This is a genomic window from Pantoea sp. CS_6 (assembly GCF_041954745.1).
Taxonomy (GTDB): Bacteria; Pseudomonadota; Gammaproteobacteria; order Enterobacterales; family Enterobacteriaceae; genus Pantoea; species Pantoea stewartii.
The window spans coordinates 114,148-128,092 of sequence record NZ_JAVAYG010000003.1 but is presented as its reverse complement, the minus strand read 5'-3'; the positions used below and the strand labels follow the sequence as shown (position 1 = coordinate 128,092).

Genomic DNA, 13,945 nt, shown 5'->3' with positions numbered 1-13,945 from the left:
AGCGGTCCAACGTTGGGGATGTCAGGCCACGGCCTGCTGCGCTTCTACGGGTACAATAAGACTGGCATGGTTGCCCTTCGGGCCTTGATGAACGTCAAAATGGACCTGCTGGCCCGCTTTTAACGTCCTGTAACCATCCATCTGTATTGTTGAGTAGTGTGCGAAGATATCTTCGCCGCCCCCGATTGGACAGATAAAGCCGAAACCTTTGGCGTTATTGAACCATTTAACGGTACCTGTCTCCATGCTTTTACTTCCCTCGCAAGACATTTTATAAGTAGGTGAGGTGACGTAAGCTGTGAGTCGGGTTTGATTAAAACTCAATCAGCTTGTGAAGCTAGAATGTAGAAAAATCGCCGCGATCGTCAAGCAAACCACTGGGCCAGGTGGGGAGAAAATCATCAAAATTTGAGGTGGTTAACGCTATTTGAAATTTTGTGATACAGGTCGCGTAACGAATTTTTGGCTGACCGATTCATTAGCGGCAGTGCACTTGACACACGTGTTAAACTCTACAGATGACACCGGGTTTGATGATGACGTACTGACTCACAACGGAACACTATGGCAAACACTAAAGACTGGCTAAATTTCGAACACTTAGCCGAAGGTAAAGTACGCGAAGAGTTAAAGCCACCTTCGATGTATAAAGTCATTCTGAATAATGACGATTATACACCTATGGAATTTGTTATTGACGTTCTGCAAAAGTTCTTTTCTTATGATATTGAACGTGCAACGCAACTGATGCTGAAAGTTCACTACCACGGTAAAGCCATCTGTGGTGTATTTACCGCAGAAGTCGCTGAGACGAAAGCGGCACAGGTGAACAATTACGCGCGGGACAATCATCATCCGTTGCTGTGTACGCTTGAAAAAGCCTGAGCCTCTCTCCATACAGGAAGCAGGTCAGAGCGATTAACTGGAGGAGGTGCCTAATGCTCAATCAAGAACTGGAACTCAGTTTAAACATGGCTTTCGCCAGAGCGCGTGAGCACCGTCATGAGTTTATGACCGTCGAGCATTTGTTACTGGCATTGCTCAGTAACCCGTCGGCAAGAGAGGCACTGGAAGCCTGTACGGTGGACATTGTGGCTCTGCGGCAGGAGCTTGAAGCCTTCATTGAACAAACCACGCCTGTGCTGCCCGCCAGTGAAGAGGAGCGCGATACGCAACCGACGCTCAGCTTCCAGCGCGTGTTGCAACGCGCCGTGTTCCACGTTCAGTCATCCGGACGCAGCGAAGTCAATGGCGCGAATGTTTTGGTCGCCATCTTCAGCGAACAAGAATCCCAGGCAGCGTATCTGCTGCGCAAACACGAAGTCAGCCGCCTCGATGTGGTGAACTTCATCTCTCACGGTACGCGCAAAGACGAACCGGGCCAGGCACCTGGTGCTGAAAATCCGGTTAACGAAGAGCAAGCAGGCGGGGAGGAACGTATGGAAAACTTCACCACCAATCTTAATCAGCTTGCTCGCGTTGGCGGCATTGATCCGCTGATTGGCCGCGACAAAGAGCTGGAACGTACGATTCAGGTTCTGTGTCGTCGCCGTAAAAATAACCCCCTGCTGGTGGGTGAGTCGGGCGTCGGTAAAACCGCGATTGCGGAAGGATTAGCCTGGCGAATCGTTCAGGGCGACGTGCCAGAGGTGATGAAGGACTGCACCATTTACTCGCTGGACATTGGTTCGCTGCTGGCGGGCACCAAGTACCGTGGTGATTTTGAAAAACGTTTTAAAGCGTTGCTGAAACAGCTTGAGCAAGATAACTCCAGCATCCTGTTTATTGATGAAATTCACACCATTATCGGTGCGGGCGCCGCATCGGGTGGACAGGTGGATGCCGCTAACCTGATTAAGCCGTTGCTCTCCAGTGGCAAAATCCGCGTAATGGGATCAACCACGTATCAGGAATTCAGCAATATTTTTGAGAAAGATCGTGCCCTGGCGCGTCGTTTCCAGAAAATTGACATTACCGAGCCCTCTGTTGAAGAGACGGTGCAGATTCTTAATGGTCTGAAAACCAAATACGAAGCGCACCATGATGTACGTTACACCGCGAAAGCCGTGCGCGCGGCGGTGGAGCTGGCGGTGAAATACATCAACGATCGTCATTTGCCGGATAAGGCTATCGACGTCATTGATGAAGCCGGTGCCCGTGCGCGCCTGATGCCTGCCAGCAAACGTAAGAAAACGGTGAATGTGGCGGACATTGAAACGGTGGTGGCGCGTATTGCCCGTATTCCGGAGCAAAGTGTGTCAGCAACCGATCGCGATACGCTGAAAAATCTGGGCGACCGTCTGAAAATGCTGGTATTCGGTCAGGATAATGCCATTGAGGCATTGACTGAAGCCATCAAGATGAGCCGCGCAGGTCTGGGTCAGGATCGCAAGCCGGTAGGGTCGTTCCTGTTTGCCGGTCCTACCGGTGTGGGTAAAACCGAAGTGACCGTCCAGTTAGCTAAAGCGCTGGGCATCGAACTGCTGCGCTTCGACATGTCCGAATATATGGAACGTCACACCGTCAGCCGTCTGATTGGTGCGCCTCCCGGCTATGTCGGTTTCGATCAGGGCGGTTTGCTGACCGATGCGGTGATCAAACATCCTCACGCCGTTGTGCTGCTGGATGAAATTGAGAAAGCGCATCCGGACGTGTTCAACCTGTTGTTGCAGGTCATGGACAACGGCATGCTGACTGATAACAACGGTCGCAAAGCGGACTTCCGTAACGTGGTGCTGGTGATGACCACCAACGCCGGCGTGCGTGAAACTGAGCGTAAATCTATTGGCCTGATTCATCAGGACAACAGTACGGATGCAATGGAAGAGATTAAGAAAATCTTTACGCCTGAATTCCGTAACCGTCTGGACAACATTATCTGGTTCAGCCACCTGTCAACGGACGTCATTCACCAGGTGGTCGACAAGTTTATTGTTGAACTGCAGGCGCAGCTGGATGCGAAAGGCGTTTCGCTGGAAGTCAGTGACGAAGCGCGTGACTGGCTGGCAGAGAAGGGCTATGACAAAGCGATGGGTGCCCGTCCAATGGCACGTACCGTGCAGGAAAGCCTGAAGAAACCGCTGGCGAACGAACTGCTGTTTGGTTCTCTGGTCGACGGGGGATCGGTTTCCGTTGCGCTGGATAAAGAGAAGGGGCAACTGACCTATCACTTCCTCAGCGCGCAAAAACGCAAAACGGAAGGGACGGTGCACTAAGCACCGTTTCACAGAACGAGAAAAGGCCGGATAAAATCCGGCCTTTTTTTTGTCCGCCTGCGCGCACGCAGGCAGCAGCATCAACGCAACTCAGCGACTACGGAAGACAATGCGGCCTTTGCTCAGGTCATACGGGGTCAGCTCGACAGTCACTTTGTCGCCCGTCAGGATGCGGATGTAGTTTTTACGCATTTTACCGGAGATATGAGCGGTAACCACGTGTCCGTTCTCAAGTTCTACGCGGAACATGGTGTTAGGTAACGTATCCAGTACGGTACCTTGCATTTCAATATTGTCTTCTTTGGCCATCGAATCCTCTGGGTGTACTACCTTTCAGTTGAATCGGCAAGATAATGCCCAATTCAACAAGTTATGTAAAGAACCGTCGGCAATAAAGCCAACGCATCGCCGTGCTTCGCGTGTCAACGCGAGCATGTCGGTTAAATTCGGGTGTTTATGTGACGTCTGCGGGGGATTAGCGGGCTAAGAATCTGAATCAACCGGTAACACGCGCACGATTGAAACAGTTCCGAGAGTGCGATGAGATTCCCAGCCTGGCAATTCCGGCTTGAAAACCAAGCGCGGACGACATACCAAACTTGGCTATTATATCACTTAACCGACTTTATGTGTGCAAAACATCTACGCAACTTTTAAAAAAGGGTTTGATTACGCCAGCAGCCGCTGTCAACGGCCAGGGATGCCAGGTTTTTTACCTGCTCAAGATAACGATCGCGTGCAATCTCAACCGCTCCCAGCGAAGCGGTATGGGGGTTAAGTATCTGACAATCCACTAACTGGCCCCCGTGCTTAATAAAATGCTGACAGAATACCAGTAAGGCTGTTTTTGACGCATTGGGTTGCAGGCTGAACATCGATTCGCCGCAAAAGATTTGTCCCAACGCCAGACCGTACATGCCACCTGCAAGGGTTTGATCGCGCCAGACTTCAATCGAGTGCGCATGGCCCAGTTCATAGAGCTTCTGCCAGGCGCGTTTCACTTCAAACGTAATCCATGTACCTTCTTCGCGGCCCAGGGCACAGCCGTCAACGACATCGCCAAAGGCCTCATTCATCGTCACCCGATAAGGTGACTGCTGATGAAACCGCTTCATACTGCGACTGAGATGGAACTGCGTCGGGAATAACACCGCTCGCGGATCGGGTGACCACCACAAAATCGGATCGCCGGGCGAGAACCAGGGAAAAATACCCTGCTGATAGGCACTCAGCAGGCGTGCAGGGGAGAGATCGCCGCCCATCGCCAGCAGGCCGTTCGGCTCGCGCAGCGCGGTTTCCGGTGGCGGAAAGCGCAACGACTCTTGTGACAGTTGAACCAGTCTCATCGCGGTAATGTACCCCTCAGCGTTTGCTCAGCACTATAGCGCAAAGCGCTGCTGGAAACGCCAGTAACGTCCACCTTTTGCGACTAATTCAGAATGATTTCCCTGCTCGACGATCTTACCGCTGTCCATAAGGCAAATTCGGTCCATTTGCGCCAGGCCGCGCAGACGATGCGTTACCATAATGACCGTTTTGCCCGTGGTGATCTGCTGCAGAAGGGCGAGAATCTGCTGCTCGGTGGTGGCATCAAGTCCTTCAGTCGGCTCGTCCAGAAGCCATAAGTCGCCGTTGTGTAACATCGCCCGGGCGATGGCCAGGCGGCGTAGCTCTCCACCCGACAGCGGACGGCCGCCTTCACCCAGCCAGGCATTAAGCCCTTCCTCATTTTCCAGCAGGCCCTGAAGCCCGGTTTGCACCAGTGCATTTTCAAGCATTGCATCACTGGCGGTGGGGCAGGCCAGCAACAAATTGTCCCGTAGCGTCTGACTAAACACATGGACGCGCTGGGTGACTACGCTGATGCGCTGGCGAAGTTGGGCTTCATCCCAGTCCGCAAGCGGTACGCTGTTCAATACGATTTCGCCCTGTTGCGCCTCCCAGGCGCGGGTGAGCAGCCCAAGCAAGGTGGACTTGCCGCAGCCTGTGGGGCCGAGAAGGGCAATACGTTCACCGGCTTTCATCGTCAGTGAAAACTGATCCAACACCTTTTCAGGTCGTCCCGGATAACGGAAATCCAGCGCGTCAATCCTGAGTTGCAGCGCACCGGCGGGAACCGTGCTTGTGGATGGAAAGAGGATGGCAGGCGACTGATCGATAACGTCATTGACGCGTTGTGCTGCCGTGATTACCTGAGACAGGGGCAAAAAGGCGCTCGCGATCGGTGCCAGTGCTTCAAAAGCTGCCAGGGCACAAAACACCACCAGGGCAATGAGCGGTCCGGGCAGTTGCTGCTGCGCAATGCTTGTTGCGCTCAGCCAGAGCAGGGCAGTAACAGTGAGGCCACTGCATAACAGCAGCAGACTTTGCGCCAGCGCCTGTAAACGCTCCTGCTGACGTTGTGCGTCCTGCCACTGCTGCTCATCTTCGTCCAGCCTGGCCCGCCAGCGGGCAGCGTTACCATACAGTGTCAGTTCTGCCTGTCCCGCCAGCCAGTGCATTAACTGCTCTCGCCAGCGCGATCGCTGCCGGGCAATCGCGATGCCGGTGGGCGCGCCCAGACGGTAGAACAGCGGGGGAAAAAGGCAGAGCAGCGTAAGCAGAATGCCGCCCAGCACCAGCGCCAGGTGCAGATCAATCAGGCTGAGGCCGGCTGTTACCACGACGATAACGATAAACGCGCCCAGCAGCGGCGAGAGGACCCGCAAATAGAGATGATCCAGCGTATCCACATCACCAACAAAACGATTAAGCAGATCGGCCTGACGAAAGAGCGCGAGCTGGCCGGGAGAAAGCGCAATCAGGCGGCTAAACGTGAAGACACGCAGATGCTGTAAAACCCGAAACGTTGCGTCGTGACTTACTAACCGCTCAAAATACCGGGCGGCGGTACGGGTAATCGCTGCGCCGCGCACGCCAGCGGCGGGAAGCATATAGTTGAAACTATACAGGCCAGCCACACCGGCTACAGAAGAGGCGGCCAGAAACCAGCCCGACAACGTGAGCAAGCCGATACTGGCTAACAGCGTGACAATCGCCAGCACGATCCCTGACGTCAGGCGGAAGGGATGACGCAGCCATAGCCGCAGAAAGGGACGCAGAGCCGTCATCAGAAAATCTCCTGTTGCCGGTGTTGTAATAAATCACTGAACGGACCGGACGCAGTCAGCGTCTGCCAGTCGCCCTGCTGTACGATCTGACCGGCCTGCATTACCCAGATCGCATCCCATGTCTGAAGCAGATCAATTTGGTGGGTGATCATCAGTGTCGTCTGGCGCGTGGCCGCCTGATTTAATGCCTGCATCACATGATGTTCACTTTGACTGTCCAGGCTGGCAGCGGGCTCATCCAGTAACAATAACTGGGCGGGTTTATACAGCGCGCGGGCTACGGCAATGCGCTGTGCCTGACCGACCGATAAGTGATGACTGGCATCCCCCGGTTCGGTATCCAGTCCGGCAGGCAGTCGGGAAAGAAATTCATCGATCCCACATGATGCGGTTAAGGCACTTAGCCGTGCGGGATCGTGCGGCGCATCCATGATGATATTGTCCCGTAACGTTGCGGCGGGTAGCTGGGGATTCTGGCCGACCCAGGCAAGATGCCGATGCCAGTCATGGCGTGCGATACGGTGAAGTTCAATGCCGTTAACTTTCAGCGATCCCTTATAGGGTAAAAAGCCCAGCAAGGCATTTAACAGTGCGGTTTTGCCTGCACCGCTTTTGCCCACCAGCGCGACGCGCGTGCCTGCGCGCAGGGTGAAGGTGAGCGGGCCGCAGAGCTGATGGCCATTGGGCGCGTGCACCGTCAGATTTTCTGCCACCAGCTCTACTGGCGCCGTTGCGCTAAAGGCGTCGCTGGCGGATGTGTTTTCGGCCTCTGGCGTTTCCTGCATAAAGCGTTCAAGCGCATCGGCACCGCCAATTGCCTGCGCTTTAGCATGGTAGAATGTGCCCAAATCGCGCAGAGGCTGAAAAAATTCCGGGGCCAGAATCAGCACCAGGAAGCCGGCAAACAGCGTCACGCCGCGGCCATAATCACCAAAGTGCAGTTCGCCCAAATAGGAAAAGCCAAAATAAACGGCGACAACGGCGATGGACAGTGACGCAAAAAATTCCAGTACTGACGAAGAAAGAAAGGCCAGGCGCAGAACCTCCATCGTACGTTGACGGAAATCCGTCGTGGCGTCAGCAATCGCCTGTTTTTCGGCGTCTGCCCGATGAAACAGACGCAGGGTTTCCCGGCCACGCAAGCGATCCAGAAAGTTGCCACTCAGGCGTGCGAGCGCCACAAAGTTACGGCGATTAGCCTCGGCCGCGCCCATGCCGACCAGGGCCATAAAAAGCGGGATCAACGGCGCGGTCGCGAACAGGATCAGACCTGCCGCCCAGTTTAACGGAAACAGGGTGAGCAATATGCAACAGGGAATGACCGCCGCCAGCGTCATCTGCGGCAAATAACGCGCGTAATAGGCCTGCATATCCTCGGTTTGCTCAAGCAGTAACGTTGCCCAACTGCCGGCGGGCTTGCCCTGTATCCAGGCCGGACCCAACGCTGCCAGACGATCCAGCACCTGTTTACGCAAAGCCTGACGGATGGCCTGCCCGGCACGAAATCCAGCCTGCTCCCGGGCATAATTCAGCGCGGCGCGCAGAACAAAGCACAGGATCAGAAGTGAAAATGAGGGCAAAAGGGAGGCTGGAGAATGCCTGTCAATAATCAGCGCCTGCAGGAGCGACGCTAAAAGCCATGCCTGCATGATAATCAGAAGCGCGCCAGCGCAGCCCAGCAACGACGTAACGCGCAACCAGGGGCCAGCATGATGACACTGTTGACGAAGCCAACGAGTAAGATGCTGCTGACGCGATTTATTCATGCGAAACCCAATGTGGCAAAGACAAATGAAATGAGGCTGGTCCTCATACCCGGCGCCTGAATTTAGCATGGTGATAATAAAAAAGGCGACTGAAAAACAGTCGCCTCAAACAATTAAGATCAGGTTATTAACAACTTACTTATCGTTCTTAACCAATCCGTCAAGATAACGCTCTGCATCTAACGCAGCCATACAACCGGTACCGGCAGAGGTAATGGCCTGACGGTAGATATGGTCCATGACGTCACCCGCGGCAAACACGCCAGGGATACTGGTTTGCGTGGCATTACCATGCAGGCCGGACTGTACCTTGATGTAGCCGTTTTCCAGCGCCAGCTGACCATCGAAAATCGCCGTATTCGGGCTGTGTCCGATAGCAACAAACAGGCCGGCAACGTCCAGCGTTTCGGTCTCTTCGGTATTCAGCGTTGAACGTAGCGTCAGCCCCGTCACGCCCATCTGATCGCCGACCACTTCTTCCAGCGTTCTGTGTGTATGCAACACGATATTGCCGTTGCTGACTTTTTCCATCAGGCGGTCAATAAGGATTTTCTCTGCGCGGAAGCTGTCGCGGCGGTGAATTAAATGCACTTCAGAGGCAATATTCGCCAGATAAAGTGCTTCTTCAACCGCGGTATTTCCGCCACCGATAACGGCGACTTTTTGGTTGCGGTAGAAGAAACCATCACAGGTCGCACAGGCCGAAACGCCTTTGCCTTTAAAAGCGTCTTCCGACGGTAAGCCCAGATAGCGTGCTGATGCACCCGTGGCAATAATCAGCGCATCGGCAGTATATTCGCCACTGTCACCGGTCAGACGGAAGGGACGGTTCTGCAGATCGACCGTATGAATATGATCGAAAATAATTTCCGTGTTAAATTTCTCGGCATGCTCATGCATACGTTCCATCAGCGAGGGACCTGTCAGATCATGCGGGTCGCCCGGCCAGTTTTCCACTTCCGTCGTGGTGGTCAGCTGACCGCCTTTTTCCAGCCCGGTAATCAGTACTGGATTCAAATTGGCGCGTGCAGCATAGACGGCCGCGGTATAACCTGCCGGACCAGAGCCCAAAATGAGCAACTTACTGTGTTTAGCCGTACTCATGCGTTCCTCAGTTTTATTCACCTGACATAACTTGCGATTGTAGGGAATATGCCGTAGCAATGACAACACTTGCGCACTTTTGTTAGCGATTGCTGCAAACGGCGTAGACGATGAATGGCTTTTTCGCCTGCCTCCTGTGCCAAAAGGGGGCAAAAATTCAGTTTACAGACCACCATCGCACGAAAATACTCATTTAAAAACAGTGACCCAGCGAAGTGTCTGGCATCTTGTCCTGAATTTAGACATTTTACTTTGACAATCGCCTGCGCATTTGCGAAAACAGTGTGAGAAGCGAATAACTTAGTCTGAACAAAACGGGTGTTGCCGCCGGGTTTTGGGCAGAGTACCGAACGAATTTTATCGTCTGATATTGGTCATGACGCATGCGGTGGACAGACAGCATGCGTCATACAAATAGGTACGAATGCGCTCAGACGCCGTTATTTCACTTCAAAAATGCCCCGAACAATGACCGTTTTCAGGGGATGGCAGGTAAAGGGAAGGAATGAAGAGAGACAATAATAATGGTAGATAATAAGAAACGCCCCGGTAAGGATCTCGACAGGATCGACAGAAACATTCTCAATGAATTGCAGAAAGACGGTCGCATCTCAAACGTGGAACTTTCCAAACGTGTAGGATTATCTCCTACACCTTGTCTTGAGCGTGTACGCCGTCTTGAACGCCAGGGATTCATCCTTGGCTATACTGCGCAACTCAACCCTCACTACCTGGATGCTTCATTACTGGTATTTGTTGAGATTACTCTGAATCGTGGCGCACCTGATGTGTTTGAGCAATTTAACGCCGCTGTGCAAAAACTTGAAGAAACTCAAGAGTGTCACCTGGTTTCTGGTGATTTCGACTACCTGCTTAAAACGCGCGTGCCTGATATGTCCGCTTACCGCAAGCTGCTGGGTGAAACCTTGCTGCGCCTGCCAGGCGTAAACGACACGCGTACTTATGTGGTGATGGAAGAGGTCAAACAGAGCAATCGTCTGGTGATCAAAACGCGCTGATGCGTGGCAGGTGCAAAGCCTGAGAAATTTCGGTACACTCCTGTGAATACATACAGGACCAGCGTCGGGTGAGCCCGACGCTGTTGTTTCTTACTTTACAGGCACCTGGAGAGATCTCTTGAGCCAGGAATACACAGAAGATAAAGACGTTTCGTTACAGTCGCTGAGCAGCGGACGCCGTCTGCTGGAAGCGTTACTTATTTTGGTGGCATTGTTCGCCATCTACCTGATGGTTTCCCTGGTCAGCTTTAATCCTTCCGATCCGAGCTGGTCGCAAACGGCCTGGCATGAACCTATCCATAACATGGGTGGCACAGTCGGCGCATGGCTGGCTGATACGTTGCTTTTCATCTTTGGTGTGATGGCCTATGCCATTCCGCCGGTCATACTGGGGCTGTGCTGGATAGCGTTTCGCCAGCGGGATAACCAGGATTATGTGGACTACTTTGCCATTGGTTTACGCTTAATCGGTGTCCTGGCCCTGGTCGTCACCACCTGTGGGATGGCCGCGCTCAACGCGGACGACATCTGGTATTTCGCTTCCGGAGGCGTCATTGGCAGCCTCGTCAGTAATGCCATTTCACCCTGGTTCAGTCCGGCAGGTGGCACACTGACTTTGCTCTGCATCTGGGCCGCAGGGATCACGCTGTATACGGGCTGGTCATGGTTAACCATTGCGGAAAGAATCGGTGGCGTGGTCATGGGCGTGCTGACATTCGCCAGCAACCGCTCACGTCATGATGAACCCTGGCATGAAGAGGACGAAGCAGACGATTATCACGAGAGCGCACCCGTCCTTCATGCTCAGACGGACGACGACGATGACGTATTGCTAACCGCGCCGCGTAAGGCGCAGCCCGATCTGGATGCGCATGATCCACTGTTAGCCAGGGCCGCCACCGCCACCCGCGCCGCTGTTGCGGCCACAGCCGAAGTATCTGCGACCACGACACCGACGGCAAGCGCTCAGGCTACTGCCACAGCACCTGCGCAGCCTGCTGCCGCAACAATGGCGGCAACGCCTGTCAGTGCGCCATCAGCTTCACCTGAGCCTGAACAGGTTGCAGCGACGCCTGAACCTGTTTCGCCTGTTGCGGCATCGCCTCATCCTTCCCCGGTGACGCACACTGCACCGCGCGAGCCGATGTCACAGGAGAAGCCTCTCACTGAACCGCCGCGCTACCGCTTTGAGTTACCGGACGATGCACCGGCGGCTGCCCCGCACTTTACCGCTTATGAGGATGACGAACCCAAAATGGGTAACTGGCGTGAAGCCACGTCGGCAGCCTCGCTGAACAGCGCTGCCGTCGCCGGTGCTGCGGCAACCGCAGCATCATCAGCATCCTCACCGCTGTTTGAACCTGTCCCTGAAACGGTGTCGAATCCACAGGTGAAACAGGGGATTGGTCCGGCGCTGCCGCGGCCTAATCCGGTTAAACTGCCTACCCGACGTGAGCTGGCCTCGTATGGTATTAAACTGCCTTCACAGCGTATGGCGGAAGAAAAAGCCAAACGTGCTGAACTGCCGTCATCACAACCTACGAAAGAAGATACGTCACTCACTGACTGGTCAGCAGAGGAGCAGGATGCGCTGCAACAGGCAGAGTTGCGTCAGGCGTTCCAGTCAGAGCAGCAGCAACGCTATGGCGAAAGCTGGCAGCAGGACGACGCGCACGAGGACGATGAGCTGGCATTGCAGCAGGCCTCGCTGGCGCGTCAGTTCGCACAGCAACAGCAACAGCGCTATGAAACGGTGCCTGAAGACAATGCACCCGTTTTCAATCTGGATACGTCAGCGGCCTTCGATTTCTCCCCAATGAAGGACCTGGTCGACGATGGCCCTGTCGAGCCGCTGTTCACCATTGCAGCATCGCCGGACGTCAGCGAGGTCGCGCCACAACATGAGCCCTGGCAGCACGTTCAGGCTGCACCAGAACAGCCTGCGGCTCAGCGTGTAGAATCGGCCCAGACCTTTGCGGCCGATCATTTTGCCGCGCCTGCGCAGCAGCCGGAGCCGGTCACGGAGGCGAAGCCATCCGTGCATGACAGCCTTATTCACCCCTTCCTGATGCGTCACGAGCAGCCACTGGAAAAACCTTCTACACCCTTACCGTCACTCGATCTCCTGACCGCGCCGCCGGAAGAGGAAGAACCGGTTGATATGTTTGCCCTTGAGCAGACAGCAAGACTGGTTGAAGCGCGTCTGGGTGACTACCGCGTCAAGGCCGAGGTGGTGGGCATTTCGCCAGGACCTGTGATTACCCGTTTTGAACTGGATCTCGCGCCGGGCGTGAAAGCGGCGCGTATCTCTAACCTGTCACGCGATTTGGCCCGCTCCCTGTCGACTACGGCAGTGCGTGTGGTTGAAGTGATCCCTGGCAAACCCTATGTTGGTCTGGAATTACCCAACCGACATCGCCAGACCGTTTACCTGCGTGAAGTGCTGGATTGTCCAAAATTCCGTGACAATCCCTCGCCGCTGTCTGTGGTGCTGGGTAAAGATATTGCCGGCCAGCCGGTCGTCGCCGATCTGGCTAAAATGCCACACTTACTGGTAGCGGGTACAACCGGTTCCGGTAAGTCCGTCGGCGTGAATGCGATGATCCTCAGCATGCTGTATAAAGCCACGCCGGAAGACGTGCGCTTTATTATGATTGACCCCAAGATGCTCGAGCTTTCCGTTTACGAAGGCATTCCGCATCTGCTGACCGAAGTCGTGACCGATATGAAAGATGCGGCGAACGCGCTGCGCTGGAGTGTCGGTGAGATGGAGCGTCGCTATAAGCTGATGTCGGCGCTGGGTGTACGTAATCTGGCTGGCTACAACGAAAAAGTGGCGCAGGCGGATGCAATGGGGCGGCCGATTCCCGATCCGTTCTGGAAGCCAGGCGACAGCATGGATATGACGCCGCCAGTGCTGGAAAAACTGCCTTACATCGTGGTGATGGTGGATGAGTTCGCCGATTTGATGATGGCTGTCGGTAAGAAAGTGGAAGAACTGATTGCACGTCTTGCACAGAAAGCGCGTGCGGCGGGAATCCACCTTGTTCTGGCAACCCAGCGTCCGTCAGTTGACGTCATTACCGGCCTCATCAAAGCCAACATTCCTACCCGTATCGCGTTTACTGTCTCAAGTAAAATTGACTCGCGAACCATCCTTGATCAGGGCGGTGCAGAATCGTTACTGGGGATGGGCGATATGCTTTACATGCCGCCCAACTCATCAATGCCGGTGCGTGTTCACGGTGCCTTTGTGCGCGATCAGGAAGTACATGCTGTCGTGCAGGACTGGAAAGCGCGCGGGCGTCCGCAATATATTGAAAGCATTACGGCGGGCGAAGAAAGTGAAGGCGGGGGCGGCATTGACAGCGATGAAGAACTCGATCCGTTGTTCGATCAGGCTGTTGCCTTTGTGGTGGATAAGCGACGCGCCTCGATTTCGGGCGTACAGCGTCAGTTCCGTATCGGTTATAACCGTGCTGCGCGCATCATTGAACAGATGGAAGCACAGGGCATCGTCTCGTCACCGGGCCACAACGGTAACCGTGAAGTGCTCTCTCCACCACCCCATGATATGTAAAGCCTGAACGATAAGCTTTGAAACACAAAACAATGAGCCAGTTTCCACTGGCTCATTGTTTTTTAGCGGTTAACCCCCATAGTTGATTAGTGTTTCGGTTTTTTCTCCTGTATTAAACGCAGGACAGCGACCAGGCTTAGTCACGTGATCA

Annotated in this window: 10 protein-coding genes; 4 read left to right on the top strand and 6 right to left on the bottom strand. The window is 54.3% G+C overall.

All coding sequences use genetic code 11. The features are described 5' to 3' along the window. Positions 1–21: 21 nt before the first annotated feature. Positions 22–246 carry a cold shock-like protein CspD gene (gene cspD / locus RAC90_RS05805; protein ID WP_006118603.1) on the bottom strand — a complete coding sequence of 75 codons (225 nt, stop codon included), beginning with the start codon at positions 244–246 and terminating at the stop codon, positions 22–24. Positions 247–564: 318 nt separating this feature from the next. Here cspD and clpS point away from each other — a divergent pair, with 318 nt between their 5' ends. Then, positions 565–885 carry an ATP-dependent Clp protease adapter ClpS gene (clpS, locus tag RAC90_RS05800; protein ID WP_006118604.1) on the top strand — a complete coding sequence of 107 codons (321 nt, stop codon included), beginning with the start codon at positions 565–567 and terminating at the stop codon, positions 883–885. A 53-nt stretch (positions 886–938) separates the two neighbouring features. Beyond that, on the top strand, positions 939–3,215 hold the full coding sequence (gene clpA / locus RAC90_RS05795) for an ATP-dependent Clp protease ATP-binding subunit ClpA (protein WP_006118605.1): 2,277 nt from the start codon (positions 939–941) through the stop codon (positions 3,213–3,215). A 90-nt stretch (positions 3,216–3,305) separates the two neighbouring features. Here the strand turns inward: clpA and infA are convergent, their stop codons facing one another. The 5 genes from infA to trxB form a co-directional block, all read right to left on the bottom strand. Next, on the bottom strand, positions 3,306–3,524 hold the full coding sequence (gene infA, locus RAC90_RS05790; RefSeq protein ID WP_002211347.1) for a translation initiation factor IF-1: 219 nt from the start codon (positions 3,522–3,524) through the stop codon (positions 3,306–3,308). 344 nt (positions 3,525–3,868) lie between these two features. Continuing rightward, a complete protein-coding gene (gene aat, locus RAC90_RS05785) occupies positions 3,869–4,561 on the bottom strand; it encodes a leucyl/phenylalanyl-tRNA--protein transferase (RefSeq protein ID WP_006118606.1) in 693 nt (230 codons plus the stop codon). A gap of 33 nt (positions 4,562–4,594) precedes the next feature. Next, positions 4,595–6,325 carry a cysteine/glutathione ABC transporter ATP-binding protein/permease CydC gene (cydC, locus tag RAC90_RS05780; RefSeq protein ID WP_277281702.1) on the bottom strand — a complete coding sequence of 577 codons (1,731 nt, stop codon included), beginning with the start codon at positions 6,323–6,325 and terminating at the stop codon, positions 4,595–4,597. Beyond that, positions 6,325–8,091, bottom strand: coding sequence for a cysteine/glutathione ABC transporter permease/ATP-binding protein CydD (cydD, locus tag RAC90_RS05775; protein ID WP_375124105.1), 1,767 nt, complete (start codon positions 8,089–8,091; stop codon positions 6,325–6,327). The genes cydC and cydD overlap by 1 nt, the downstream gene beginning before the upstream one ends. A gap of 135 nt (positions 8,092–8,226) precedes the next feature. Continuing rightward, the gene (trxB, locus tag RAC90_RS05770; RefSeq protein WP_033737645.1) at positions 8,227–9,195 is read right to left on the bottom strand and encodes a thioredoxin-disulfide reductase; all 969 of its coding nucleotides are present in this window, start codon (positions 9,193–9,195) and stop codon (positions 8,227–8,229) included. A gap of 524 nt (positions 9,196–9,719) precedes the next feature. On the opposite strand from trxB, the gene lrp reads away from it, so the two are divergent. Both lrp and RAC90_RS05760 read left to right on the top strand, forming a co-directional pair. Further along, positions 9,720–10,214 carry a leucine-responsive transcriptional regulator Lrp gene (gene lrp / locus RAC90_RS05765; protein ID WP_006118610.1) on the top strand — a complete coding sequence of 165 codons (495 nt, stop codon included), beginning with the start codon at positions 9,720–9,722 and terminating at the stop codon, positions 10,212–10,214. Between the two features lie 118 nt (positions 10,215–10,332). Further along, entirely contained in the window at positions 10,333–13,794 is a 3,462-nt protein-coding gene (locus tag RAC90_RS05760) for a DNA translocase FtsK 4TM domain-containing protein (protein WP_324020116.1), read from the top strand. The last annotated feature ends 151 nt before the right edge of the window (positions 13,795–13,945 follow it).